The sequence below is a fragment of the Kitasatospora sp. cg17-2 genome (genome assembly GCF_054031055.1).
This window is the reverse complement of sequence record NZ_CM132923.1, coordinates 7,634,322-7,659,623: the sequence shown is the minus strand read 5'-3', so window position 1 is coordinate 7,659,623 and position 25,302 is coordinate 7,634,322. Positions and strand designations below refer to the sequence as shown.

Annotated in this window: 24 protein-coding genes and 1 riboswitch; of the genes, 8 read left to right on the top strand and 16 right to left on the bottom strand. The window is 74.4% G+C overall.

Features of this window, described 5'->3' with window-relative positions:
• Nucleotides 1-2 precede the first annotated feature (2 nt).
• Nucleotides 3-1,388, top strand: a complete 1,386-nt coding sequence (locus ACW14Y_RS32245) for an 8-oxoguanine deaminase (protein WP_380312604.1) — start codon at nt 3-5, stop codon at nt 1,386-1,388.
• 268 nt (nt 1,389-1,656) lie between these two features.
• Here the strand turns inward: ACW14Y_RS32245 and ACW14Y_RS32240 are convergent, their stop codons facing one another.
• Nucleotides 1,657-2,955, bottom strand: coding sequence for an MFS transporter (locus ACW14Y_RS32240; RefSeq protein ID WP_456984416.1), 1,299 nt, complete (start codon nt 2,953-2,955; stop codon nt 1,657-1,659).
• 55 nt (nt 2,956-3,010) lie between these two features.
• On the opposite strand from ACW14Y_RS32240, the gene ACW14Y_RS32235 reads away from it, so the two are divergent.
• Entirely contained in the window at nt 3,011-4,021 is a 1,011-nt protein-coding gene (locus ACW14Y_RS32235; RefSeq protein ID WP_456984414.1) for an ArsR/SmtB family transcription factor, read from the top strand.
• 150 nt (nt 4,022-4,171) lie between these two features.
• Here the strand turns inward: ACW14Y_RS32235 and aceB are convergent, their stop codons facing one another.
• A complete protein-coding gene (aceB, locus tag ACW14Y_RS32230; RefSeq protein WP_456984412.1) occupies nt 4,172-5,821 on the bottom strand; it encodes a malate synthase A in 1,650 nt (549 codons plus the stop codon).
• A gap of 248 nt (nt 5,822-6,069) precedes the next feature.
• Here aceB and ACW14Y_RS32225 point away from each other — a divergent pair, with 248 nt between their 5' ends.
• Both ACW14Y_RS32225 and ACW14Y_RS32220 read left to right on the top strand, forming a co-directional pair.
• Nucleotides 6,070-6,810: an IclR family transcriptional regulator gene (locus ACW14Y_RS32225; RefSeq protein ID WP_380311364.1), complete on the top strand. Its 741-nt coding sequence runs from the start codon at nt 6,070-6,072 to the stop codon at nt 6,808-6,810.
• A 166-nt stretch (nt 6,811-6,976) separates the two neighbouring features.
• The gene (locus ACW14Y_RS32220) at nt 6,977-7,600 is read left to right on the top strand and encodes a hypothetical protein (protein WP_380436983.1); all 624 of its coding nucleotides are present in this window, start codon (nt 6,977-6,979) and stop codon (nt 7,598-7,600) included.
• 28 nt (nt 7,601-7,628) lie between these two features.
• On the opposite strand, the gene ACW14Y_RS32215 is transcribed toward ACW14Y_RS32220, so the two are convergent.
• Nucleotides 7,629-8,855, bottom strand: coding sequence for a glycoside hydrolase family 16 protein (locus ACW14Y_RS32215; protein ID WP_456984411.1), 1,227 nt, complete (start codon nt 8,853-8,855; stop codon nt 7,629-7,631).
• A gap of 3 nt (nt 8,856-8,858) precedes the next feature.
• A riboswitch (cyclic di-AMP (ydaO/yuaA leader) is annotated at nt 8,859-9,024 on the bottom strand.
• A 322-nt stretch (nt 9,025-9,346) separates the two neighbouring features.
• On the opposite strand from ACW14Y_RS32215, the gene ACW14Y_RS32210 reads away from it, so the two are divergent.
• The gene (locus ACW14Y_RS32210) at nt 9,347-9,676 is read left to right on the top strand and encodes a MoaF-related domain-containing protein (RefSeq protein WP_030392020.1); all 330 of its coding nucleotides are present in this window, start codon (nt 9,347-9,349) and stop codon (nt 9,674-9,676) included.
• Nucleotides 9,677-9,737: 61 nt separating this feature from the next.
• On the opposite strand, the gene ACW14Y_RS32205 is transcribed toward ACW14Y_RS32210, so the two are convergent.
• Together ACW14Y_RS32205 and ACW14Y_RS32200 are read right to left on the bottom strand one after the other, a co-directional pair.
• A complete protein-coding gene (locus ACW14Y_RS32205) occupies nt 9,738-10,886 on the bottom strand; it encodes an alpha/beta hydrolase (RefSeq protein WP_456984408.1) in 1,149 nt (382 codons plus the stop codon).
• Nucleotides 10,887-11,148: 262 nt separating this feature from the next.
• Nucleotides 11,149-11,769 (bottom strand): TetR/AcrR family transcriptional regulator, encoded by a 621-nt coding sequence (locus ACW14Y_RS32200; RefSeq protein WP_456984407.1) that lies wholly within the window; start codon nt 11,767-11,769, stop codon nt 11,149-11,151.
• Nucleotides 11,770-11,942: 173 nt separating this feature from the next.
• Here ACW14Y_RS32200 and ACW14Y_RS32195 point away from each other — a divergent pair, with 173 nt between their 5' ends.
• Nucleotides 11,943-12,707, top strand: coding sequence for an SDR family NAD(P)-dependent oxidoreductase (locus ACW14Y_RS32195; protein ID WP_380311347.1), 765 nt, complete (start codon nt 11,943-11,945; stop codon nt 12,705-12,707).
• A gap of 76 nt (nt 12,708-12,783) precedes the next feature.
• Here the strand turns inward: ACW14Y_RS32195 and ACW14Y_RS32190 are convergent, their stop codons facing one another.
• The 4 genes from ACW14Y_RS32190 to ACW14Y_RS32175 are packed head-to-tail and all read right to left on the bottom strand — an operon-like array spanning nt 12,784 to nt 15,451.
• Nucleotides 12,784-13,713, bottom strand: coding sequence for a phosphotriesterase family protein (locus ACW14Y_RS32190; protein ID WP_456984406.1), 930 nt, complete (start codon nt 13,711-13,713; stop codon nt 12,784-12,786).
• Nucleotides 13,710-14,228 carry a carboxymuconolactone decarboxylase family protein gene (locus tag ACW14Y_RS32185; protein WP_456984404.1) on the bottom strand — a complete coding sequence of 173 codons (519 nt, stop codon included), beginning with the start codon at nt 14,226-14,228 and terminating at the stop codon, nt 13,710-13,712. Before ACW14Y_RS32185 ends, ACW14Y_RS32190 begins: the two co-directional genes overlap by 4 nt.
• A gap of 16 nt (nt 14,229-14,244) precedes the next feature.
• Nucleotides 14,245-14,844 carry a DUF4865 family protein gene (locus ACW14Y_RS32180; protein WP_380436995.1) on the bottom strand — a complete coding sequence of 200 codons (600 nt, stop codon included), beginning with the start codon at nt 14,842-14,844 and terminating at the stop codon, nt 14,245-14,247.
• A gap of 40 nt (nt 14,845-14,884) precedes the next feature.
• Nucleotides 14,885-15,451, bottom strand: a complete 567-nt coding sequence (locus tag ACW14Y_RS32175; RefSeq protein ID WP_456984403.1) for a TetR/AcrR family transcriptional regulator — start codon at nt 15,449-15,451, stop codon at nt 14,885-14,887.
• Between the two features lie 316 nt (nt 15,452-15,767).
• Between ACW14Y_RS32175 and mgrA the strand changes: the two genes are divergently transcribed.
• Nucleotides 15,768-16,760, top strand: a complete 993-nt coding sequence (mgrA, locus tag ACW14Y_RS32170) for an L-glyceraldehyde 3-phosphate reductase (RefSeq protein ID WP_456984402.1) — start codon at nt 15,768-15,770, stop codon at nt 16,758-16,760.
• 234 nt (nt 16,761-16,994) lie between these two features.
• On the opposite strand, the gene ACW14Y_RS32165 is transcribed toward mgrA, so the two are convergent.
• The 6 genes from ACW14Y_RS32165 to ACW14Y_RS32140 all read right to left on the bottom strand — a co-directional run bounded on the left by ACW14Y_RS32165 (nt 16,995) and on the right by ACW14Y_RS32140 (nt 22,868).
• Nucleotides 16,995-18,071 carry an LLM class flavin-dependent oxidoreductase gene (locus tag ACW14Y_RS32165; protein WP_380311254.1) on the bottom strand — a complete coding sequence of 359 codons (1,077 nt, stop codon included), beginning with the start codon at nt 18,069-18,071 and terminating at the stop codon, nt 16,995-16,997.
• A gap of 3 nt (nt 18,072-18,074) precedes the next feature.
• On the bottom strand, nt 18,075-19,004 hold the full coding sequence (locus ACW14Y_RS32160) for an ABC transporter substrate-binding protein (protein WP_380391029.1): 930 nt from the start codon (nt 19,002-19,004) through the stop codon (nt 18,075-18,077).
• Nucleotides 19,005-19,104: 100 nt separating this feature from the next.
• A complete protein-coding gene (locus ACW14Y_RS32155; protein WP_456984401.1) occupies nt 19,105-19,881 on the bottom strand; it encodes an ABC transporter ATP-binding protein in 777 nt (258 codons plus the stop codon).
• Complete coding sequence (locus tag ACW14Y_RS32150; RefSeq protein WP_380311268.1) at nt 19,878-20,684, bottom strand: ABC transporter permease; 807 nt, start codon at nt 20,682-20,684, stop codon at nt 19,878-19,880. Before ACW14Y_RS32150 ends, ACW14Y_RS32155 begins: the two co-directional genes overlap by 4 nt.
• Nucleotides 20,685-20,758: 74 nt before the next feature.
• Nucleotides 20,759-21,781, bottom strand: a complete 1,023-nt coding sequence (locus ACW14Y_RS32145; RefSeq protein WP_380311248.1) for an NrtA/SsuA/CpmA family ABC transporter substrate-binding protein — start codon at nt 21,779-21,781, stop codon at nt 20,759-20,761.
• A 112-nt stretch (nt 21,782-21,893) separates the two neighbouring features.
• Nucleotides 21,894-22,868, bottom strand: a complete 975-nt coding sequence (locus ACW14Y_RS32140; protein ID WP_380311266.1) for an ABC transporter substrate-binding protein — start codon at nt 22,866-22,868, stop codon at nt 21,894-21,896.
• Between the two features lie 518 nt (nt 22,869-23,386).
• Here ACW14Y_RS32140 and ACW14Y_RS32135 point away from each other — a divergent pair.
• Nucleotides 23,387-24,169 (top strand): IclR family transcriptional regulator, encoded by a 783-nt coding sequence (locus ACW14Y_RS32135; RefSeq protein WP_266273519.1) that lies wholly within the window; start codon nt 23,387-23,389, stop codon nt 24,167-24,169.
• Nucleotides 24,170-24,297: 128 nt separating this feature from the next.
• On the opposite strand, the gene ACW14Y_RS32130 is transcribed toward ACW14Y_RS32135, so the two are convergent.
• Complete coding sequence (locus ACW14Y_RS32130) at nt 24,298-25,224, bottom strand: winged helix-turn-helix domain-containing protein (protein WP_456984398.1); 927 nt, start codon at nt 25,222-25,224, stop codon at nt 24,298-24,300.
• Between the last annotated feature and the right edge of the window lie 78 nt (nt 25,225-25,302).

Genomic DNA, 25,302 nt, shown 5'->3' with positions numbered 1-25,302 from the left:
CCATGGCAGTCCAGCCCCCGCCCGCCGATCAGCGGATCGTCATCGAGAACGCCGCGATCGCCACCGTCGACGCCCACGACACCGAGTACGCCCGCGGCCACGTGGTCCTGCTCGGCAACCGGATCGAGTCGGTCGGCGACGGCCCCGCCCCGTCCTGGCTGGACAACGTGGTACGCCGGATCAACGCCGAGGGCCACCTCGTCACCCCCGGCCTGGTCAACACCCACCACCACTTCTACCAGTGGATCACCCGCGGCCTGGCCCAGGACAACATCCTCTTCGACTGGCTGGTCGCCCTCTACCCGACCTGGGCCCGGATCGACGACCGGCTCGTGCACGCCGCCGCCCAGGGCTCCGCCGCCGCGCTCCTCAAGTCCGGCTGCACCACCGCCGCCGACCACCACTACGTGTTCCCCAAGGACGGCGGCGACATCCTCGGCGCCGAGATCGAGGCCGTCCAGGAGCTGGGCCTGCGGTTCACCGCGCTGCGCGGCTCGATGGACCGCAGCAAGAAGGACGGCGGCCTGCCGCCGGACCACGCCGTCGAGGAGCTGGACGCGATCCTCGCCGCCTCCGAGGAGGCCGTCGACCGCTACCACGACGCCTCCGCCGACTCGATGCTGCAGATCGCGCTCGCGCCCTGCTCGCCGTTCTCGGTGTCCACCCGGCTGCTGCGCGAGTCCGCCGAACTCGCCCGCCGCAAGGGCGTCCGGCTGCACACCCACGGCTCCGAGACGGCCGAGGAGGAGGCCTTCTGCAAGGAGCTGTTCGGGATGGGCCCGACCGACTACTTCGAGTCGGTCGGCTGGCTCGGCGAGGACGTCTGGATGGCGCACTGCGTCCACATGAACGACTCCGACATCGCCAAGTTCGCCGAGACCGGGACCGGCGTCGCCCACTGCCCCTCCTCCAACGCCCGGCTGGCCGCCGGGATCGCGCGGGTCCCCGACATGCTGGCGGCCGGCGTCCCGGTCGGCCTCGGCGTCGACGGCACCGCCTCCAACGAGTCCGGCGAACTCGGCACCGAGCTGCGCAACGCGCTGCTGATCAACCGGCTGCACGGCACCCCGACCGCGCTCACCGCCCGGCAGGCGCTGCGCCTGGGCACCATGGGCGGCGCCCGGGTACTCGGCCGGCACAACGAGATCGGCTCGATCGAGGCCGGCAAGCTCGCCGACCTCGCGCTGTGGAAGGTCGACGGCATCATGCACTCCTCGATCGCCGACCCGGTCGCCGCGCTCGCCCTGGGCGCGCTGCCGCCGCTGGCCGTGCTCTTCGTCAACGGCAACGCCGTCGTCGAGAAGGGGCAGCTGACCACGGTGAACGAGGACCGGATCGCGCAGGCCTGCGCCCGGGCCGCCAAGGAGCTGGCCGCCAGGCCGATCTGACGATCCGTCCGCACCTTTCCACCGCTCACCGAGAACCGCACACCGAGAACCGCTCTCCACCCGAACTCCGGGCCGCCCCAGGGACGGTGCGTCACCCGGACTCCACCGGCCGGACGGCCCCGGATCCTCCCGGTCCGGCCCGCCCGGCCGGTGGACCGCGGCCCCGGACCCACGGCGAGGGTCCGGGGCCGCGGCGTGCCGCCGCACCGGAGCCGGCTCCCACCCCCGTGGGGCGCCCGCACCGGTGCGCGACAGACCGGGCCCGGGCTCAGCCGGGGCGAACGGCCGCGGCCGGGACCGCCCCCGGGCCCGCGCCCCGCACCGCCGCCGTCAGCGCCGGTCCGGTGAGCGCGAACACCCCCGCCAGCACCACCCAGCCGACCGCCCCGTGGTCCACCGCCGTCAGCGTCACCACCAGCGGCCCGATCACGTGCGCGGCCGCCTGCCCACTCATGAACACCCCCTGGTACTCGCCGTGCGAGCGCGGGTCCGCCAGGTCCAGGCTGAGCGTCCAGCCGCCCGCCGAGGTCAGCAGTTCGCCCAGGGTGTGCACCAGCGCCCCCACCAGCAGCGCTCCGGCCGCCGCCCACGCCGGGCCGTACTGCGCCGCCGCGTAGACCAGGCACCCGCCCGCCAGCAGCAGCGCCCCGCGCGCGCACGCCCGCGCCGCCGACGCCACATCGGTGACGCCCCGGCTCGCCCGCACCTGGAACACCACCACCAGCAGGCAGTTGACCACGTTGACCGCCGCGACCATGGCCGCCGGAGCCCCGGTGCCGAGCACGATCCACAGCGGCAACCCCACCGTCAGCACGGCGAGTTGGAGCTCCAGTACCGCGTGCAGCGCCGTGACCAGCAGGTACCGGCGGTCGCGCAGCGCCGTCCGCGGCCCGCGCGGGTCGTCCGCGGCGGCACCCGCGGCGCCCGCGGCACCGGGGGCACCGGCGGCGGTCCCCGACACCGGCAGGCCCGCCAGCAGCACCGTCACCCCCAGGAAGCTCACCGCGTCCAGCACCATCATGGTCACGTACCCGGTGTAGCTGTCGGCCTGCAGCGCGATCGCCGCACCGCCGGAGCCGACGACCAGGCCCGCGTTCATCACCGAGCGCAGCAGCGCCCGCGCCCGCACCTGCCCCTCGGCGGGCAGCGCCCGGGCGATCAGCGCGCTGCGCACCGCGGTCGCCCCGCGCGACAGCGCCGTCGCGGCGCAGGCCAGCACCACGAAGGCGGCGAAGGAGTGCACGAACGCGTAGCCGAGCACGGCCGCCGCCTCCAGCGGCCCGACCACCAGCAGCAGCCGCTTGCTCCCCACTCGGTCGGCGAGCCGCCCCATCGGCACCCCGGCGAACACCCCGCACACGCCGGCCACGGTGAGGCCGAGCGCCACCGAGGTGGGCGTCAGACCGATGGAGCGGGTGAAGAACAGCACGTTCACCGTGACGAAGAGCCCGTCCCCGACGGAGTTCACCAACCCCATCAGGACGAGTCTGCGCAGCAGCGGGTCGGCGGGCAGGAGGCGGCGGCCGGAGGCGCGCGGGCGCGCCCCCGTGCGGGGGGAGGAGGTCATGGAGCAAGGACAGCGGGGTTCCCGGGCGGGCGGAATTCTTTTACCGTTACGGTCAATGTTCGAGTTCCGCCTCGGGGTCGAGGACCTCGCCGCCACCTGGTTCGCCTACTCCCCCCTGCAGGAGACGGTGCTGGGTCTGCGCGCGCGCCGCTGGACGTGGTACTACCCGGAGCAGCAGCCCTGGATCGCCGGCTGGCAGGACCGCTGGGAGACCCTGGACACCGCGCTGCTGGACGCGCTGATCACGCCGAACGCCTTTGTGCCGGACTTCCTGACGCCTCGTCCGGCGGTGCCGCGGCCGGACTTCCACGACGAGCTCGCGGAGCTGGCCCGGACTCCGCCGGAGGAGGTCAGGACGGACGTGCTGGCCGCCTACTCCGGTGACGGGAGCCCGCTGCCGCCGGTGCTGACCGCGCTGGTCGACCGTCCGGTGGAGCTGCGGGACCGGGTGGCGGAGGCACTGTCGGCGTACTGGACGCGCTGCCTGGCCCCCGCGTGGTGGCCCCGGGCGCGGGAGGTGCTGGAGGCGGACCTCGCCCACCGGGGCCGGATGCTCTCGGAGCGCGGTTCGGAGGGGCTGTTCGCGGACCTCGACGAGCGGATCTCCTGGCGGGCCGGGGTGCTGCGGCTGAACGACAGCAATCCGGCGGTGCAGGCGCTGGGCACCTCGGTGGACGTGGCCGGGCGGGGCCTGGTGCTGATCCCGACGCTGGCCGGGATCGGTGCGCAGACCGACATCACCCAGGACGGCCCGCCGCTGATCGCCTACCCGGCGCGCGGCCGGGCGACGATGGGGGAGGGCCTGGCCGGCGGGACCGGGCCGGGCACGGCGCCGGCCGCTCTGGTCGGACTGGTCGGGGCGGCGCGGGCACGGCTGCTCGTCCTGCTGGCCTCGCCCGCCAGCACCACCGAGCTGGCCCAGCGGCTGGGAGTGACGCCCGGCGCGGTCAGCCGCCACCTGGGGGCGCTGGCCTCGGCCGGTCTGCTGGACCGCACCCGGCACGGCCGCCGGGTGCTCTACCGGCGCAACGCCCTCGGCGACGCGCTGACCTGCCGCCAGGGGTGACGGGCCGGGCCGCTCCGCACCACCGGGCCGGGTGTCGCCGTACGGAACGGCGCACCCTGCGGGCCGGGTGCGCCGCTCTGGCGGGGGCCGGCGGCACGCCCGGCCGGTAGCGTGGACCTCGGTCCGGCAGGGGTGCTGCGGGCCGGGACCTCAGCCGAGCAGGGGCAGTGCGGGCAGGGTCAGGAAGTCCGCGAACTCCTCGGCCAGCGCGACCTGTTCGAAGAGCTGGGCGGCCTCGCGCCAGCGTCCGGCGGCGTAGACCTCGTCGCCGACCTCGGCCCGCAGCGCGGTGAGTTCCTCGGCGACCAGACGGCGGACCAGGTCGGCGGTGGCCTTCTCCCCGGTGTCGGCGAGGACGACGTCGTTGTGGATCCACTGCCAGATCTGCGAGCGGGAGATCTCGGCGGTGGCGGCGTCCTCCATCATGTGGAAGATGGCGACCGCGCCGAGGCCGCGCAGCCAGGCCTCGATGTAGCGGATGCCGACCTGGACGGCGTTGTGCAGCCCGTGCCGGGTGCAGCTGCCGCCGGCGCCCGCGATGTCGAGCAGTTGCTCGGCGGTGACCGGCCCGTCCGGGCCGGGGTTGTCCTTCTGGTGCGGGCGCCCGCCGAGCACGGCGTCGAAGGAGGCGCGGGCGACCGGCACGAGGTCCGGGTGCGCGACCCAGGAGCCGTCGAAGCCGTGGCCGGCCTCGCGGTCCTTGTCCGCCTGGACCTTCTCCAGCGCGGCCGCGTTGACCTCGGGGTCCCGGCGGCTGGGGATGAATGCGGCCATGCCGCCGATCGCGTGCGCGCCGCGCCGGTGGCAGGTCCGCACCAGCAGCCGGGTGTAGGCGGCCATGAACGGCGAGGCCATGGTGACGGTGTTGCGGTCGGGCAGGATGTAGTGCTCGCCGGCGTCCCGGAAGTTCTTGACGATGGAGAACAGGTAGTCCCAGCGGCCGGCGTTGAGGCCGGCGGCGTGCTCCCGCAGCTCGTAGAGGATCTCGTCCATCTCGAAGGCGGCGGTGATGGTCTCGATCAGCACGGTGGCGCGGACGGTGCCGTGCGGGATGCCCAACTCGGCCTGGGCGTGGGTGAACACGTCGTTCCAGAGCCGGGCTTCCAGGTGGCTCTCGGTCTTCGGCAGGTAGAAGTACGGCCCGGAGTTCGGGTCGTCCGCGCCTCGGGCGAGCAGCCGGGCGGCGTTGTGGAAGAAGTAGAGGCCGAAGTCGAGGAACGCGCCGGCCACCGGCTCGCCGTCGACCAGCAGGTGGTTCTCGTCGAGGTGCCAGCCGCGGGGGCGGACCACGACGGTGGCGAGTTCGGCGGCCGGGCGCAGGGTGTACGCCTTGCCCGCGTCGGTGGCGAAGTCGATCCGGCCCTCGAAGGCGTCGATCAGGTTGATCTGACCGCTCACCACGTTCTCCCAGGTCGGGGAGGTGGCGTCCTCGAAGTCGGCGAGCCAGACCTTCGCGCCGGAGTTGAGCGCGTTGATCACCATCTTGCGGTCGGTGGGGCCGGTGATCTCGACCCGGCGGTCCTGGAGCGCCCTGGGCGCCTCGGCGACCCGCCAGTCGGCGGCGCGGACCCCGGCCGTGTCGGGCAGGAAGTCCAGGGTTCCGGTGCGGGCGATCTCCGCGCGGCGCTCCCGGCGGCGGGCGAGCAGTTCGCGGCGCCGGCCCTCGAAGGAGCGGTGCAGGCCGACGACGAAGGCGACCGCCTCCGGAGTGAGCACCTCCTCGGCCCGGTGGACGCGCGGACCCGCGACCGTGACGACCGGAGCGGTGGGGGAAGCTCCGGGTCCCTGATCTGCAGCCATGAGCAGGACACTCCTAAGTGGAGGGCTTGATTCTGTAAGGTGGAGACTAGTTTCCGCGATACAGAATTTCAACGGTTTGTTGAGATGATCGCTGGGACTGTACTCCTCCTCCGACCGCGAAGGGAACGCCGGTGGCCCCGACCTCCGAGAGCAGTGAGAGCACCGCAAGCAGCGGGAGCACCGCGAGCGGCGAGGGCGGTGCCCCGAAGGCGCCCGCCCCGACGGGGCAGGAGCGCACCGGCGGCGGGGTGCAGTCCGTCGAACGGGCCTTCCAGTTGCTGGAGGCCCTCGCCGACTCCGGCGGCGTGGCGACGCTCAGCGAGCTCTCCACCTCCTCCGGACTGCCGATGCCGACCATCCATCGCCTGGTTCGTACCCTCGCGCAGCAGGGCTATGTCCGCCAGGACACCGCCCGCCGCTACACCCTCGGCCCCCGGCTGATCCGGCTCGGCGAGACCGCCGGGCGTCTGCTCGGCAACTGGGCCCGCCCCTACCTGGCCGAACTCATGGAGGCCACCGGCGAGACCGCCAACCTGGCGGTGCTGGAGGGCGGCGAGGTGGTCTACGTCGGGCAGGTGCAGTCGCGGCGCTCGATGCGGATGTTCACCGAGGTCGGCCGCCGGGTGCAGCCGCACTGCACCGGCGTCGGCAAGGCCCTGCTGGCGCAGCTGCCCGAGGAGGAGGCGCGCGCCGTCCTCGGCCCCAACCCGCTGCCCGCGCACACCCCGCACACCGTCACCGACCCGCGGGAGCTGATGGCCCAGCTCGCCGAGGCGCGCGAGCGCGGCTATGTGGTCGACGACCAGGAGCAGGAGATCGGGGTGCGCTGCATCGCCCTCGCCGTCCCCGGCGCGCCGACCCCGACGGCGCTGTCCGTCTCCGGCCCGGAGGCCCGGATCAGGGCGCTGGAGGAGCAGGCCGGCACGGCCTCGCTGGTGCCGGTGATGCACGGGATCGCGGCCCGGCTGGGCCAGGTCCTGGCCCCCTGACGCACGTTCAGTGCGGGCGACACGCCCGGGCGTTCACCCGTTCGAGCCACCCTTCGGGCCGTCCGAGGGCGGGTCGCCCCGGCCCCGGAGACCCGTCGGCGACGCTGGTCCGGACGCGACCCGCGACGGCGCGGGGCGCTGGACACGAAGGGTTGGGTGAGCGGCGATGACCCGCAGCGGTTCCGTTCGGAGGCTTCTCGGCAGGTCGTTGGTGACGGGGTGCGTGGTGGCGGTGCTGGCCGCCGGACAGGCGGGGGCGGTCTGTCCGCCGGACGACAAGGCGTCCGCGCCCGGGGCGAGCGCCCCGGCGCCGGGGGCCGGTGACCCGGGCGCCGCGGCCCCGGGCACGACCGCCGACCCGGCGGTGGCGGCCCTGCCCTCGAACTCCGACCTCTACGTCGTCCGGATCGACCCGGACCCGGCCGCGCCCGGGGGCACCACCGTCCTGCACGCCTTCGTCGGCAACCTCGGCCCGGACCGGACCGCCTCGCCGTTCACCGTCGTGATCACCCTGCCCGAGGGTGTCACGGCCGAGCCGCCGTTCTTCCCGGAGAACTGCTACGAGTTCCAGAACGGCCACCGGGTGCGCTGCACCTTCCCGGCCGGTCTGCCGAAGTTCCGCAGCGCGACGGCGCTGATCCCGCTCCGGCTCTCCCCCGAGGTCCCCCTCGGCACGCTGGCCGGCGGCTACGTCGCGGTGCGCGGCGACGACGACCGGATCGAGAGCAACAACCGGCAGCCGTTCACGATCGAGGTCGTGGAGTCCACCGGTCCGAGGCCGATCGTCTGACCGTCGGCCCCGGACCGGTGGCCCGCTGCTAGCGGTAGACCCGGACGTAGTCCGCCGCGAAGGTGATCGGCGTGGTGCCCGAGGGCGCGGGGTGGTAGTTCCCCGCGCTCAGGGACAGGTTGAGGATCGGGTACGCCGTCCAGCCGGCCCCGACGCCCTTGCCGTCGGAGAAGACCTTGGCGCCGTTGATGTACCAGTCGACCGAGGTGGCCCCGTAGTGGGTGCCGACGGTGACCCACTGGTCGTGGGCGATCGCCTTGGCGTCGGTGACGTACAGGTGGCCCGGGTTGATGTGGTTGGTCAGCTCCAGCAGGTTCGGGTTGTCGCTGTGGTACTCGAAGGAGTCGATCTCCCCGTGGGTGCCGCTGGTGCTGTTCCACGTCCACAGCGCCGGCCAGGCTCCGGTGCCGGCCGGGAGCTTGACCCGGGTCTCGATGTAGTCCCCGACCTTCACCTTGAAGCCCTCGCTGGAGTACTCGGTGGTGAGCAGCCCGGTGTCCCAGGCCTGCTTGCCGTTCTCCAGCGTGTGCGCGCTCGGCCGGGCGGTGAAGGTGGCGACGCCGCCGGAGACGGCGACGTTGTTCTTGTTCAGCCAGTCGAGCTTGTTGTCGTTCGGGTTGTGGTCGCCGTAGTGGTAGGAGCTGCTCCGGTCGGCCGTCCAGCGGGAGCCCAGGGCGAGGCTGTCGAAGTCGTCGGACCAGGTCAGCTTCTTGCCCGCGACCGGGGCACCCGTGGCGGGGGTGGTGGGCGTCGGGGTGGGGGTCGGCGTCGGCGTCGGCGTCGGGGTGGTGGTGCCGGAGACGACCAGCTGCCGGGAGGGCAGGTTGTGCCAGCCGCCGGTGCTGTCCTGCCAGAAGCCGAACTGGGTGTAGGTGCCGGCCGCCAGAGTGCGGGTACCGGTGGTGATCGACAGGCCCGCCGGGCACACCTGGACGTTGCTCCTGTTCCCAGGGAAGTCGAGGTTCTTCCCGGCCGCGTCGCGCAGGCCGACGCCGACGGTCTTCGCGGTGAAGCAGGACGAGGAGTGCAGGGTCAGCGAGGCGGCGGACGCCTTGCCCGCGACCATGGTGGCCGGGGTGAGCTTGTCCTGGGTGACGGTCGGCAGGGTGGCGGCCTGGGCGCCGGTCACGGCGGGGACGCCGAGCAGGCCGGCGCCGGTGACGGCGAGCGCCCCGGTGGCGGCGAGGGCGGCGGTGCGGCCGCGCCGGGAGGGGCGGGCATGGCGGGGCGCGGAGCGCGGGGCAGGCTTCTGCATGGCAGTGGTCCTCTGCGACGCCTGCGAGGTGAGCTGTCGGGTTCGGGCGCGAGGTTGCCCGGCCGTCCGGAGAGCGGCTTCACCCCTAGCCACGACTCGCACGCGTTGAGCGCGCGGCCGGGCACTGACCTGGGTCCCCCGCTCCCGTCCGCTGTGGTGCTCGATTGCCGGCCGGCGGGTGGACGGGACTCGGCGTCCCGACGGCGGGGCTCCGCTGTGGCGGAAGCCTCTGCAGGCTAGGCAGGCCGTCCGCGCACGGACAACCTTCCGGGGGTGGTTGTCGCGCAGCTCACACCGCCGCCCCGGCCCCCGGGGCGGCGGTTCCAGGTGGCCGCGGTGGCCGGGCTGGCCGCGGTGGCGGGTCCGGCGGGGAAAGTGCGCCACGGAGGCGGGGTGGTCGGATAGGTTGGAGATCCATCCGCGCCCGGAACCGTCCGGGTCGCAGCGAGCACCACGACAGCACGTCCAGAGACGAGGAGACCCGCCCCGCCATGACCGCGTCCCCGCCCGCCTTCGCCGGCCGTACCTTCCTGTTCCGGGTCGACAACGGCGCGGCGTTCCGCAACGCGTACTCGGCCGACGGCAAGCGGCTGCGCTGGGAGGGCCTCGGCGAGTCGGCGGGCCAGTGGGAGGACGTCTCCCTGCACGTCGCCGAGGTCGGCCCGCAGCTCTACTTCGTCAGCTGGACCGAGGTGAGCGGCATCACCGTGAGCCACGTCATGGACCTGGCCCGGATGACGGTCCGCGCGTTCTGGACGTACGAGGGCGAGGGCGGCCGGGTCGGCGAGCTGCACACCGGCACCCTGGAGCAGGTGGCCTGAGCGCCCGACCCCGCGGACACCTGTCCGTGCGGTCGGGCCGACCGGCCGACGGCCCGCACGGTCAGGCCGACGGGCTCGCGGCCGGGACGGTCAGGCGCTGGGAGATCCACTCCAGTGAGGACGGGAGCAGCTTGCTCCAGGTCTCGAAGTTGTGGCCTCCGGTCTCCAGCATGCTGTAGGAGACCTTCATCGGGCCGTGCGCGGCGGCCACGAACGCCTCGGTCTCGCGCCGGTAGTCGCCGTCGCCCTCCCGGGTGCCGGCCAGCAGCACGGAGACCGCGGGCTGCGGCAGGTTCTTGAGACGCCACATCAGGTCGGCCTCGTCGCGGCGCCGTTCGCTGCCGCCGAAGAGGTCCCCGGTGCTCGGGTCGTCGGCCGCCCGGTAGTAGCCGGAGAGCGAGACCGCCGTCGGGAACACCTCGGGGTGACGCATCGCCAGCTTGAGGGCGCAGTAGCCGCCGGTGGAGTTGCCCATGAACGCCCAGGCCCGCGGGTCGGCCGAGACCCGGTAGGTCGCCTGGACCGCCGAGGGCACGTCCTTGGTGAAGTAGGTCTCGGACTGCGCGGCACCCGGGATGTCCTCGCACTCGGTGTCCCGGGGCAGCGCCGGCGAGGGGGTCACCAGCACCAGCACGGTCGGCTGCATCCGCCCCTCCTGGAGCAGCTTCAGCGCCGCGCCCGGGTAGTTGAGGCGGGTGACGAGGTTCTTGGCGATGCCGGGGAAGCCGGTGCTGACGACCAGGACCGGGAACTGCTTCTGCTCGTACTCGGGCTGGAAGTACTGCGGCGGCAGGTAGACGTACCCCTCGGTGGAGAGCCGGGTGGTGGCGCCGTCGATGCGGACCTCGCGGATCTCGCCGGACTTGTCGCGGTCGCGGCCGAGCGCCCCGCCGCCCTGGACCTCGGCGTGGCCGATGGTCTCGACGCGCAGCCGGCCGGAGGCGTCCACCTTGTTGTGGATGACCACCGGCCCGCTGTCGCCGGTGCCCAGCAGGTCGTCCCAGCTGCTGTAGAACGCGAAGTAGTTGTTGGCGACCAGCCCGAGCGCGGCGAGCACGGCCAGCTGGGTGACGAGCAGGGCGCCGATCCGGCCGAGGACGGCCTTCCAGTTCCGCTTCGACAGTCTCGGCCACAGCCAGACCGTCCCGACCATCGCCGCGACGGCGACCAGAACGGTCAGTGCCAGCACCTTGTGGCTCGTCAGACCCATGTCGTGTTTGCTCCCACGCCTCGTACTCCCCCGCCCCCGGGGGAAGGACACCCGGGAGGGCCGCCCCGGTTCCCCCGTCCACCGCGGGGCTCCGTCGCCGAGGCGCGACCACCCAGCGTAGCCGCTCCGGAGTGCCCGCCGCCCCCGCCGACCAGCGGTGACGCCATCGGTCTTGAGGAGGAGAAGCGCGCCGTGGGGGTGTGCTTCGAGCCGCTGGCCGCACCTGTCGCGGCCGCCGCGGCGGGGGGTGACGGAGGCGGCGTCAGTTGACGCGGGTCCACAGGTCGAGGCCGGCGGTGAGTTCGCGCATGCAGCGGGCACCGAGTTCGCGCGGCGAACCGGGGCCGGTGGCCGGGGCGCCGGAGCGGGCCCACTGCTCCAGCGCGACCCGGATCGCGGCGGTGGCGGCGGCCGCGGCGAGCCGGATCTCCAGCACATCGGTCCCGGGCGGGCAGCGGTCGGTGATCGCGGCCCGCAGCCGCTCCTCGGAATCGGCGTGCACCCGCTGCCAGACGGTGGCCAGCCGGGGGTCGCGCAGCAGGTCGCGGGTCCAGCGCAGGGCCTCGGCGGCGGGCGCGTCGGACGGGCTCAGGGACTCCGCCGCCGAACGCTCCAGCGCCTCGCGGACCGGCAGGTCGGCGGCGCTCTCCGTGAACAGCCGCACCCAGCGTTCGCCGCCGGCCGCGAGCAGCGGGGCGACGGCGTCCTCCTTCTCCGAGAAGTAGCGGTAGAAGGTGCGCAGCGAGATGCCGGAGGCGGTGGCGATCTCCTCGGCGGTGGTCGCCTCGGCCCCGCGGGCGGCGAACAGCTCGGCCGCGGCCTGGGCGATCTCCAGCCGGGTGCTCTCGCGGCGGCGCTGGTTCAGGGTCGGACGTCCGGTCACGGGCTCAGCGTACGCGGACGAAGGGATCGGTGACATCTCACGTCGGTTGGGCACGCCGAGCCCTTTTGGCATGTCGAGCCCTTTTGGCGTGTCGAGACTTTTTGGCACGACGTGCCATTCAGGCGTACCGTGTCATCGAGGTCGAGAGACCACGAACGGAACGGAGAACCACCATGGAGCGCTTCGAGGGACGGAACGTCCTGATCACCGGCGGCGGCTCGGGCATCGGCCGGGCCACCGTGCACCGGATCCTCGCCGAGGGCGGCCGGGTCGTCGCCGTCGACGTCAGCGAGGACGGCCTGAGGTCCACCCTGGACCGCGCCACCGCCGACGGCACCGCCGACCGCCTCACCACGGCGGTGCTGGACGTGTCGGACGAGGCCGCCGTACGGGCCGTGGTGGCCGGGGCGGTCGACGGGCTCGGCGGTCTGGACGTCCTGGTCAACGCGGCCGGCATCCTGCGCTCCGCCCACACCCACGAGACGAGCCTGGACTTCTGGAACCGGATCGTGGCGGTCAACCTGACCGGCACCTTCCTGATGACCCGGGAGGCGCTGCCCGCGCTGCTCGCCGGCGGCAGGGGTGTGGTGGTGAACTTCAGCTCCACCTCCGCCGCCTTCGCCCACCCCTACATGGCCGCCTACGCCGCGACCAAGGGCGGCATCCAGTCCTTCACCCACGCGATCGCCGCCGAGTACGCCAAGCAGGGACTGCGGGCGGTGTGCGTCGCGCCGGGCAGCATCGACAGCGGCATGACCAACAACCCGGGCCTGCCGGCGGACGCGGACCTCGGCCTGCTCGCCAAGCTCTCGCCCGCGCTCGGGCAGGGCTTCGCCGGGCCGGAGACCGTCGCCGGGGTGATCGCCATGCTCGCCTCGGACGACGGCGCCTTCGTCACCGGGACGGAGCTGCGGATCGACGGCGGCACGCACATGTGACACCGGCGGGGTCCGCGGCCCCGGACGGCGACCCCGGGCGGCGGCGGACGGCGGCCCCGGGCGGCGGTGGCGGGGCTCAGCCCCGCCACTCCACCGCGAACGCGCGGGCCGGGTTGGCGGTGAGGATGCCGTGCGGGACCTCGGGGCCGAACTCCCGGGCCAGCCGGGGCGCGAGGGCGGTGAGCAGGTGCGTGGGCCCGGGGGCGGAACGGGCGCTACGGGTGGTGGTGTCGCCGCCGAGGAGCAGTCGGTCGCCGAACCCGGCCTCCACCAGGGCCGCCACCGTGTCGAACAGGTGGTGGTCGCTCGCGTGGTTGGCCCGCGAGGGGCCGTCCAGGGCCACGAAGGCGCCCCGCGCGGCGAGTTCACGGTGCAGCCGGAGGTCCGGGAACCGGTTGAGGTGCCCGAGGACCACCCGCTCGGGCGGCACGCCGTACCGCTCGCAGAGCAGGTCGAGGACGTCGGGTGCGGCGGTGCCGAGTTCGTGGTGCACGGCGATCGGCGCCCCGGTCGCGTGGTGCGCCTCGGCGGCCGCCGCCATCACCCGGCGGGTGTGCGGGTCGAGGCCGTGGTAGTCGCCCGCCACCTTGATCAGCCCGGCGCGGACGCCCTCGGGGGCGCCCCGCAGCCCGGTGGTCAGCTCGGCGGTGAAGAAGCCCGCCAGCCCCTCGTACCGCCGGTCGAGGTCCGCCGGATCGTAGTGGACCGCCTGGTGGAGCCCGGTGGCCGCGACCAGGTGGACCCCGGTCGCCCGGGAGAGCCCGGGGAGCGCGTCGGCCCGCCGCCCCATCCCGGCCGGCGTCCACTGGACGAACGCCCGGCCGCCGGCGGCCGCGAAGCCCCGCAGCACCGCCTCGGCCGCGGCGGGATCGTCCAGCTCCTCCCCCGGCAGCCTGGGGCTGCGCAGGAAGAGGTGGTCGTGGGCGTCGCAGACGCCGAGTTCGGCCGGATCGAGGTCGCCGAGGACGGTGCGGACGGTGCGGACGCGGGTGCCGGGGTTGCTCACTCCGCCGCTCCCCCGGTCCGGGGCGTCCCCGGGGCGGTGGCGCCCTCCGCGCCCTCCGCGCCCTCCGTGCCCCCCGCGCCCTCCTCGTCGGCCTCGGTGAACACGGCGGCGGCGACGCGCAGTCCGGCCAGCGCCTTGGGCACGCCGACGTAGGGCGCGAGGTGGACCAGGACCTCGGTGACCTCCGTCCTGGTCAGGCCGATCCGCAGGCTGTTGCGCACATGGTCCGCGAGTTGCGGCTCCACGCCGCCGAGCGCGGTGAGCGCCGCCAGATTGGCCACCTGGCGGTCCCGCAGGGCGAGTCCGGGCCGCTGGTAGGTGCCGCCGAAGAGCGCGGTGACGATCCAGTCCGCGAAGCCCGGCGCGAGCTCGTCGAGCGGACCGAGCGTGCCGGACCGGGTCCGCTCGCCCGCCAGTTCGGCGAGCAGGGCGTGACCGGCGGCGCGGTCGAACGGGGAGGGCACCAGGCCCGCGTCACGGGGCTGTCGGGTCGAGGTGGGGGCTGCCGGATTCACGGGGCGGAGGGTCCTTTCACCAGTGGCGGCCGACGGGCAGCCGGTCGAGTTCGGGGCTGGAGAGGTGGTGCACCCGGTACCGGGTGCCGGGCGCCCCGTCCGGGGCGGCCGCGCGCCAGAGGGCGATCCGCAGCAGTTCCCAGCGGGCCGGGTCGAGGGCGACGGCGGCGGTGTGCAGGTCGGGGTGGTCGGGCAGTTCGGCCAGGGCCCGTTCGACGGCCTCGGCCGGGTCCGCTCCCTCCGGCAGGCGTTCCGTCAGCCTGGTGGCGGCGACGGGACCGGGCGGCCCGACTGCGGCAGGGCCCTCGGCGGCCGGGCCCCGGCGGAGGCCCGCGCCGATCCAGTGCCGGACGGCGGGGCGGCCGAAGTCCGCGCAGAGGGTGCGGAATCCGGGGCCGAGCAGGAAGGAATTCAGACCCTCGGTGGTGCGCCAGAGGTAGAACGGCGCGTACTGGTTGACGGGCGAGCCGTCCAGGCCGCGTTCGCGCACCAGGTACGCCTTGAGGCCGAGGCCGGGCCAACTGTCCAGCAGCGGGCCCTTGGTGGCGATCCGCCGGTGGACGGTGCGCATGTCGTGGTCGGCGGGCAGGGTGATCTCGTACTGCATCGCGTGCACGGAGGACTCCGGGTGGGGGCGGTGGGAGGTGTGCTGCCGCTCAGTCGCGGCGGTGGGCGGCGAACAGGGCGAGGGCGCCGCGCACGGCCCGCTCGAACGGCTCGGCGCTGTCGGCGGCGCGGGCGAGCACGTAGCCGCCCTGCACCACGGCGACCACGGCGGCGGCGAGGTCGGCGGGCTCGGCCCCGGGCCGCAGTTCGCCGTTCGCCTGCCCTTCGGCGACGACGGCGGCGAGCCGCCCGCGCAGCCAGTCGAAGGTCTCCTCGACCGGCGCCCGCAGCCGGGGGTCGGCGACCACGTCCGGATCCTGGGCCATCCGGCCGATCCGGCATCCGCGCAGGGCGTCGCGCTCGCGCCCCAGATAGGCGGCGACCCGCCCGTAGGCCGTCCCGGGACCGGCGAGGTCGGCCTCCGCGACGGCCCGCATCTGCTCGGCGCTGCGGCGCAGGGCCGCGGCGGCGAGGTCGGACTTGCCGTCGAAGTGGTGGTACATGCTGCCCTGGCCGACGCCCGCCCGCTGCTGGATGGCCTTGGGGCTGGTGCCGACGTAGCCGCGCTCCCAGAGGAGTTCCTGAGTGGTTTCGATGAGTCGGTCCTGGGTCGCCATGACCGCCACTGTACCTACTGGTACAGCCGCTGTACATACCAGTAGGTACAGAATCCTGAGACGCATGCCCCCAGGACCCGAACCGCGGCGCGCCCCGGCCGTGGACCGTGGGCCGCCCCCCGGCGGTCCACAGCCCTGCGTGATCGTCGTCCCCAGGAAAACCGCGCGGCACTCGCCCGCCGACCGTGGCGCGCATCACCCCGCTGCCCACCGCCCGGTCACCATGCGTCACCGGAGCGGGAGGGCGGAGCGACGGCGGCGCCCGAGGAGCGAATCACCACCGCCCGGCCGGTCCCGAACTGGCAGGATGTCCGCCATGAGCTATCTCGCCGCAGAAGACCGCTATGCCTCGATGACCTACCGCCGGGCCGGCCGCAGCGGCGTGCTGCTCCCGGCCGTCTCGCTCGGCCTGTGGCACAACTTCGGTGACCCCCAACCGCTGGACGTCCAGCGGGCGGTGCTGCGCCGGGCCTTCGACCGGGGCGTCACCCACTTCGACCTGGCCAACAACTACGGCCCGCCGTACGGCAGTGCCGAGCGCAACTTCGGCCACCTGTTCGCGCAGGACTTCCGTCCGTACCGGGACGAGCTGTTCATCGCCTCGAAGGCCGGCTACGACATGTGGCCCGGCCCGTACGGCGACGGCGGCAGCCGCAAGTACCTGCTGGCCAGCCTGGACCAGTCGCTGGGCCGGATGGGCCTCGACTACGTGGACGTGTTCTACTCGCACCGCTACGACGCGAACACCCCGCTCGAGGAGACCATGGGCGCGCTGGCCTCCGCCGTCCGGTCCGGGAAGGCGCTGTACGCGGGCATCTCCAACTACCCGGCGGAGCAGCACCGGGAGGCCGTGGCGATCCTGCGCGACCTGGGCACGCCGGTGCTGATGAACCAGTGCTCCTACTCGATCCTCAACCGCTACGTCGAGGACGAGGGCGTGCTGGACGCCGTCGCCGACACCCGCACCAGCCTGATCGCCTTCTCGCCGCTCGCCCAGGGCCTGCTGACGGACCGTTACCTCACCGGCGAGGTGCCGAGCGGATCGCGGATGTCGGTGGGCAAGTTCCTCCGCGAGGAGGCGCTCACCGGGGCGAAGCTCGAACAGCTGCGGGCACTGAACAAGGTGGCCGAGCGGCGCGGGCAGACCCTGGCGCAGCTGGCGCTGAGCTGGGTCCTGCGGGACGAGCGGGTGGTGTCGGTGATCATCGGGGCCAGCAGCGTCCGGCAGCTGGACCAGAACCTCGACGCGCTGGCGGGTGGTCCGCTGACGCCGGAGGAGCTCGCGGAGATCGACGCGCTCAGCCGCTGAGGCGCGCGCCGGGGCGCCGGAGCGCCCCCGGAACGGAACGCGCGGTGCCCCGCCGGTCGATGCGTGACCGGCGGGGCACCGTGCTCGTTGGACCGCGGGTACGGGACCGTCCGTACGCGTCCTTCGAGACCTCGGGAGCCCGTCGTGCGGATGTACCTCCTCCGGACCGTCGCCCGCTTCGCCCGGCAGCTGGCGCTGACCTCGCCGCTGCCGTTCCCCCTCCTTCCGGGTGCCCTACCGGCGTCGGACGCCCAGCGCCGGTAGCACCGTCTCGGCGACCCGGTGGGCCTCCTCCAGCAGCGGATTGCCGGAGAGGATGAAGGTGTCCACCCCGAGCGACTCGAACTCCTGGAGCCGCTCGACCACCTGGGCCGTCGATCCGACCACGGCGGTGCCGGGACCGGGGCGGAACAGGCTCATTCCGGGCCACATGTTGGGGTGGACCTCCAGCTCCCGGGCCCGGGCCGGCACCTTGCCGCCGTGCTGCCGGAACTGCCGCTGCCAGCCGACGCCGTCCTCGCCGCGCGCGCCGCCCAGCTGCCGGGCGTAGGTGGCCTCGCTGGTCACGTCGAGGAGCCGGTCGGCGGCGGCCCAGGCCTCGTCCTCGGTGTCGCGGACGATCAGGTGCAGCCGCAGGCCGATCCGCAGGGTGCGTCCGTGCGCCGCGGCGCGCTCCCGGACCAGGTCGAGCTTCTCCTTGAGCTGGTGCGGCGGTTCGCCCCAGGTGAGGTAGACGTCCACGTGCTCGGCGGCCATCTCGATCCCGGCCGCCGAACTGCCGCCGAACCAGAGCGGGATGCCGCCCGGCTGGACCGGGGTGAGCTCGCGCAGGCTCGCTCCGGCGTTCCGGAGGTCGTAGAACTCCCCCTTGTGGTCGAAGACCTCACCGGCGGTGAGCCGCTTGACGATCGACCAGTACTCGGCACTCAGGCGGTAGCGGTCGTCGTGCTCGACGTGCAGGCCGTACTCGCGCAGCTGCTCGGTGGAGCCGTTGACCACGTTGAAGCGCAGCCGGCCGCCGTGCAGGTGGTCGAAGCTGAGCGCCATCTTGGCCAGCAGGGTGGGCGAGATCAGCCCGGGGTGGACGGCGAGCAGCGGCTTGAACGCCGGGGTGGTGGCGGCGGCGAGCGCGTTGCCGAGGTCCCACACGTCGTGCAGGTCGGTCGCCAGCAGCGCGCCGGTGTAGCCCAGCCGCTCGACGCTGCCCGCCAGTTGCTGGAGGTAGCGGAGGTCGGCCGGGCGGCGGCCGGCCGGCTCCCAGGGGTAGTGGCCCTCGCGCGGGATGATGTACCAGAGGAATTCGGAGGCCATCGGTCAGACCGCCCGGGTGTCGGCGGCCGTGTCGCCGGCGGTGGCGGCCGCTGCCACCGGGGCCTCCAGCGCGGGCAGATGGGCGTCGGCGACGACCACCGGGCGGTCGACGAAGCCGACCCGGTGGAAGATGTCGGCCGCCTCCTGCTGCTCGGCGACGAACCCGGCGGTGGCCGGCTCCAGCCGCCACGGCAGCCCGGCCAGGGCGGTCCGCCAGTCCTCCGCGCTGCCGCCGAGGTCCGCCGCGGCGATCGCGGCCGCCTCGGACAGGTTCGCGGCCACCCAGGCGTCCGCGCGGCGCAGGGCGGTGACGATCGCCGCGACCACCTCGGGCCGGTCGACGGCGAAGCCGCGCCGGGTGAAGAACACCGAGCGGTCGGTGATGACGTCACCGGTGCGGACCAGCTCGCGGAACCCGCCGTCGCGCCGGGCGGCCGCGAGTTCGGCGCCCTGGGCGATCCAGCCGGCGATCCCGCCCTCGCGCAGCCGCCGTGCCTGGTCCTCCCCCGCCGCCGGGCGGACGGCCGTGACATCGGTGGCGTAGGACAGGCCCTCGGCGTCCAGGGCCTTGGCGAGCAGGTGGGTCTGCCAGGAGCCGATGGCCAGGACGACGGTGCCGCCCTTCAGGTCCGCGACCGAGTGCACCGGTCCGTCGGCGCTCACCAGCAGCGCGCCGTGGTCCGGCCGGGGCGCCGACACCGCCGCGTAGACCAGGTCGTGCCCGGCGGCCTGGGCGGTGACCGGCGGGGTGGAGCCCGTGCCGCCGAAGTCGATCACGCCTTCCGCCAGCAGCTCGCCGGTGCGGGTCCCGTCGGTGTAGTGGTGGAACGCTCCGGTCTCCCCGAGCGGCGCCAACTCCTCGTTCAGGTAGTCGAGTCGGGAGAGGTAGTAGAGGGACGGGTTGCTGGCGTGGACGCCGAGGGCGATGGCCATGGGATCAGCTCCTGTGGTGCGGGCGGGGCGAGGGGGCTTCGGGCGGGGGCGGTTCGGGCGAGGGGGCTTCGGGGGCTTCGGGGGGAGGGGACGGGCGGTGTCAGTGGACGCCGAGGTCGGCGAGCAGTCGGCGGCGCAGGTCGGCGAAGGCGGGGTCGGCCGGGTCGCGCGGCCGGGCGACGCCCACGCGCTCGTCGCGCACCAGCCTGCCGTCCCGGAGCACGGCGACCCGGTCGGCGAGCCGCACCGCCTCGTCCACGTCATGGGTGACCAGCAGCACGGCCGGCCGGTGGCGGCGGACCAGATCGCCCACGAGGTCCTGCATGCGCAGCCGGGTGAGCGCGTCCAGGGCGGCGAACGGCTCGTCCAACAGCAGCAGTTGGGGCTCCCTGACCAGTGCCCGGGCGAGTGCGACGCGCTGCGCCTCGCCGCCGGAGAGGGTGACCGGCCAGGCGTCGGCGTGCCGGTCGAGTCCGACCTCGGCGAGCGCCCTCAGCCCGGTCTCCCGGGTGGCCGCACCGCGCGGCAGGCCGACGGTGACATTGGCGAGCACCCGCTTCGAGGGGACCAGGCGCGGCTCCTGGAAGACCACCGTCCGCACCGGCGGGACGAGGACCGTTCCGCCGTCGGCCCGGTCCAGCTCGCCGAGGATGCGCAGCAGGGTGGTCTTGCCGGTGCCGCTGGCGCCGAGCAGTGCGACGAACTCGCCGCGGGCGATGGAGAGGTCGACGCCGTCGAGGACGGCCCGGGTGCCGAACACCCGGCGCAGGCCGCGCAGATGGACGGCCGGGGTGGTCCCGGCCTCGGCCTCGCTCTCGGCTGCGGTCCCGGCCTCTGCTGCGGTGAAGGTGGGGGTCGGGGCGGGGGTGGTGGTCATCGGGTGCCTCCCTGGGCGGCCCTGCGCCAGGGCATCAGGACCCGCTCCAGCAGGCGGACGATGCCGTCGGCGGTGAGTCCCAGCACCCCGTAGATCAGGATGCAGACGGCGAGGATGTCGGTACGGGAGAAGTTCTGCGCCTGGGCCATCAAGTAGCCGATGCCCTCGGTGGAGTTGATCTCCTCGGCGGCGATCAGGGCGATCACGCTGAGTGTCATGGAGAGCCGCAGGCCGGAGAGGAGGGCGGGCAGGGCGCCGGGCAGCACGACGGTGCGCACGATCGCCCAGCGCCCGAGGCCGAAGCTGCGCATGGCCTCGATCAGCTTGGGGTCGGTGTTGCGGACCCCGCCGGAGGTCGACACGTACATGGGGAAGCTGGTGGCGACGCCGATCAGTGCGACCTTGGCGGTCTCGGTGATGCCGAACCAGACCATGAACAGCGGCACGAGGGCGAGGAAGGGGACGGTGCGCAGCACCTGGACCGCCGAGTCGAGCAGCTCCTCGCCGAGGCGGAAGAAGCCGGTCACGACGCCCAGCACCAGGCCGGTGCCGGCGCCGATCAGCAGGCCGAGGCCGGCCCGGGTGAGCGAGACGCCGAGGGCGTCGGCGAGTTGGCCGTTGCCCCAGAGTTCGCCGACCGCCTCGGCGACCTGGGCGGGCGAGGCGAGCACGTCCTGGGTGAGCGCGCCGGTGGCGGAGGCGAGGGCCCAGCCGCCGAGCAGGGCCAGCGGGCCGAGGGCGCGCAGGGTCAGCGCGAGGGCGCGGGGGCGGGAGCTCCGGCGGCGGGTGCGGGGTTCGACCAGTCCGGCGGCCCGGGCGGCGGCGGCCTCCGGATCGGCGGCTCTGTCGCCCGACGCCGACGGGCGGGTGGCGGTGGTCACTTGGTGCCACCGCCGAGCGCCCCGAGGTCGATCAGATAGGGCTTGACGTCCACCGTCTGCTTGGTGACCTTCTGCTCCGCGAAGAACGCGGCGACGGTGCCGAAGCGGGCGATGTCGGCCTCGCCGATGGCGTCGGCGGGGGCGCCCTGGCGGGTCACCTCGACGGCGACCTCCTTCTCGGCGGCGGAGACGGCGGTCGGCCCGGAGTCGGTGAAGACGTTGAGGTAGGCGGCCGGGTCGGCCTTCTCCTTGAGGCCGTTCTCGCGCAGATAGGTGTAGAAGGCCTTCACCACCTCGGGGTACTTGTCGGCGAAGCCGTTGCGGACGGCCCAGACGGCGTAGTTGTCGGAGCCGACCTCCTTGCCGTTGACCAGGAAGTGCGCGCCGGAGTTGGCGATCGACGGAGTGGAGAAGGTGTTCCAGGTGGCCCAGGCGTCCACCTGCCCGGAGTTGAAGACGCCCGCCGTCTGGTCGGCGCGCAGGTAGACCCGCTCGACCTTGTCCGCCGGGATGCCGTTCTTCTCCAGCGCCTTGAGCAGCAGGTACTCGCTGGTGCCGCCCTGGCTCACGGCGACCTTGTGGCCGACGAGGTCCTGCACGCTCTTGATCGGCGAACCGTTCTTCACCAGGATGCCTTCGCCGACGCCGTCGGGGGCGGTCTGGGCGAACAGCTTGAAGCCGGGCTTCTGGGCGAGCGCGGCGACGGCGGAGGTGATCGAGCCCTGGGCGACGTCGAGCTGGTCGGCGGAGAGGGCCTGGGCGGCGGGGGCGAAGGGGCCGGCGCTGCCGGTCCAGGCGACCTTGGCGTGGACGGCGGCGAGGGCGCGGTCGAGCGAGCCGTCCTTCTTGCCCAGGGCGAGGAAGCCGTTGTTCCCGGGGTCGGGCAGCCGGAGCACCGCCTCGGCCTTGTCGCCCTGGCCGGCGGCGGTCGCTCCCCCGTCGGCGGAGGAGCCGCAGGCGGCCAGGAGGGTGGTGGCGAGCAGGGCGGTGGCGGCGAGGACGGGGCGGGAGGGATGCACGGGGTCGGCTCCTGAGGTCGGGGGGTGCGGGCGGGGGGATGCGGGGCGGGGAACGGGGCGGAGGTGGCGGGCGGCGGACCGACAGCTTCCGGAAAGTGTCGGCCGCTGTCCGTCAGTCACCGTGCGTCCGCCCCTCGGCGCGGCGGGCGGCGAGCAGCTCGCGGGCGGCACGGAGCGGCTCCGGGTCGGCCCAGGCCCGGACGTCGACCGGAGCGGCCAGGAACCCGTGCCGGTCGAGGAAGCGCTCCTGCTGCTCCAGCAGGGCGAGGCGGTCCTCGGAGAGATCGAGGTGCAGGGTGCGGTGACCGCCCTCCGCGTACGCCCCGGCGACGCCCTCCTCCCCCGCTCCGGTCTCGGCGCCCAGGATCCGCGCGACCTCCGCCGGCTGCCCGGCGGCCCAGTCGGCGGCCTCCAGCAGCACGGCGAGGAAGCGGGCCACCAGGTCCGGGTGCGCGTCGAGCAGTTCCTGCCGCACGGTGATCGGCCGGGGTGTGCCGTTGTTCACCCGCGCCCGGCGGTCCGGCACGGCGTCCAGGTCGACGGCGACCTCCGCCCCGATCCGTCGGGCCGCCTCCACGGCGAGCGCGCCCTTCACATAGACCGCGTCCACGACGCCGTCCCGCAGCGCCGTCAGCTCCGCCTCCCACTGGCCCTCGCCCGGCGCGGCCGGCACGTCCACCAGTTCGACGTCCGCCGGCGTGAGACCCGCGAGCGAGAGTGCTCCGTGCAGGCCCGCCAGTGCCATCGCGCGCCAGAAGTCGATGGCGATCCCATGGTGTGGGACGGCGAGCCGCAGCCCGCGGAGCTGTCCGGGACCGGTGATCCCGCTGCCGGACCGGACCAGGACGACCTGGCGCTCCTCGATCCAGGTGAGCCCGACCAGCCTGGTCCGCTCGCCGCGCGAACGGGCCCAGAGCGCCGGCACGTTGCCGCCCTCGCGGAACAGCCCGGTCAGGGCGTGGGTGTAGTGGTGGTCGGCCGCGACCTCGGGCGGCGCGTCCTGGAGCGAGCGGACGGCAATGCCGTCGGGGGCGAACTCCCGGCCCAGCCAGCCCCGGTCGGCCGCGATGCCGGTCGCGGTGGGCACCGGGCAACGGGTGAACCAGAGGGTGTCGGGCGCGGCCCTCGGGGCGACGGCGGCGGTCGGGGAGGTCTCCGCGACGGAACTGCGGGCGGAACTGGGCACGGTGGCTGGTCCTCTGCGGCGGGGCGGGGTGCGTGCGCGCCCCCGACGGCGGGGCGGGGTGCGCGGTACGGGTCACCAGGCGTGGTGGAAGGAACGGGGGCGGGGCGGGGTCCTACGGGGATCGGCGCGGGCCGGGGCGCGTCAGCGACAACAGGCGCGGGAGGAGGGGCACCGGTGGGTCGTCACGGCACTGCTCCTCTCCCGCGGTCCGGGCGCCGTCGGACGGGGCCGTCCGGTGCGCTGCGCCGAGCGTTCCACGGCGGGCGAGCCAGGAGCAAGGGTTTGCCACATCATGGGATTGCTTGTTCATGAACGGCATCCTTTTGCAATGCCGTTGACACATTCCCGCAGCGCACGCTGCCATAGTCTGGGAGCGACTCCGGTGAACGGCCGGAGCCACGGACAGAACGAGAGATGCCATGGCCGAGGCCGTCACCGCCGCCCAGAGCCCGCCGGCCGGCGCCCAGGCCGTCCAGCGGGCCCTCGGACTGCTGCACTGCTTCCACGACAACGGCCCCGACCTGAGCGCCTCGGACCTGGCCCGACGGATGGGCCTGTCCGTGTCCACGGCACACCGGCTGGCCCGCACCCTGGTCAGCGCCGCCTTCCTGGAGCAGGACGAGCACACGGCCCGCTACCGGCTCGGCCCGGCGGTCGCCGAGCTCGGCCAACTCACCTTCCACCAGCGCGGGCTGCACCTGGCCGCGCCCGAGCTCGACCTGCTGTCCCGCCGCACCGGTGCCGCCGCCGATCTCGCGATCCGCAGCGGTCCGCACGCGGTGATCCTGGTCGGCGCCTCCGTCCGGCCGGACACCGGGCTGGGACTGCGCCGACCGCTCCACTCGACCGCGCTCGGCAAGGTCCTGCTGGCCTGGCCCCGCCCCGGCGACGCGGGCGTGGCGACGCTCGGCCCGCTGGCGCCGTTCACCGACCGGACCATCACCGCGCCGGAGCGCCTGGCGGAGGAGCTGGCGAAGGTCCGGGCGGCGGGCCACGCGCTCAACGACGGCGAGTCGGAGACCGGGGTGCGCACGGTCGCCGTCCCGGTGCTGGACGGCGCCGGACAGGCCAGGTTCGCCCTCGCCGTCCGCTCCACGCCCGTCCACCTCACCGACGAGCGGCTGGAGTGGTTCCTCGACCACGCCCGGGCCTGCGCCGGCGCGCTCGCCGTCCTGCTGCTGCCGCCGGACCAGCGGATCTGAGGCATCGTCAGAACGCGGAAGAGGGCCGGGCGTTCGGAAGGAACGCCCGGCCCCCGGCCGATCGGTGGAGCGACGTGCGGTGGAGCGGGATGCGCCGTGCGTCGGGATTCAGGGTGCGTGCTCGGTGCTCAGGCCGCCGGCGTGTACTTGTAGCCCACCCGACGGACCGTCACGATGCTGTCGCGGTAGGCCGCTCCGAGCTTGCGGCGCAGCCGGGCCACGTGCACGTCCACCGTGCGGCCGTCGCCGACGTGGCCGTAGCCCCAGACGGCGGAGACCAGGTGGTCGCGGGTGTGCACCCGCTGCGGGTGCTCGGTCAGATGGGCGAGCAGCTCGAACTCCAGGTAGGTCAGGTCGAGCAACTGACCGTCCACGTAAGCGTTCCGGCGCTCGGTGTCGACCGTGATCCCCCGGCCGACGGGCCGCACCGGACGCGTTCCGGCGGTGGCCCCGGCTCCGGCCGCGCCGAGGCCGGCGGCGCCGGGCGCACCGAGGACCGACGCCCCGACGGCGGCGGTCGGACCGGCCTGCGGGGCCGGGATCGAGGCGGTCGGGAAGCCCTGCTGCCCGACTCCCGGCGCGACGGCGACTCCGCCGCCCTCGGCCGGGACCAGCACCAGGTAACCGACCATCGGCTGCCCCGCCGAGGCGCCGAACTGCGCCCCGTACTGGGCCAGCAGGGCCTGCGGCAGCGAGCCCTGGGGCAACGCCGCGACCACCGCGGCGCCCTCGGGCAGCGCCGCGAGCAGCGCCTGCGGCGGCAGCGCGGGAACGATCTGCGGCGCGACCGGCGGAACCGGCGAGACGGACGGGACCGCCGCGGCGGCGACCCGCGCGGAACCCGACGCGGCGAAGCCCGACGGGCCGAAGCCGGGCTGCCCGAACCCGGACTGGGCGGACCCCTGCGGCGCGGAGCCGGGCTGGCCGGCGGCGGCCGGCCGCTGCGGTACGGGCCCCCCGTGCCGGCGATCGACGGGGGACGGGACGGAGCGGACCGCGCGCAGGTGCGGGGTCGCGGCGGGGAGGGGAAGAGTGGCCGTGGAGGTGGAAGACATGATGTCGCTCATTTCGCGCGTGACGGACGGGGTGGAGTCGTCTGCGCGTCTACCGGGCGTGCTGCCGTGGACCGACCC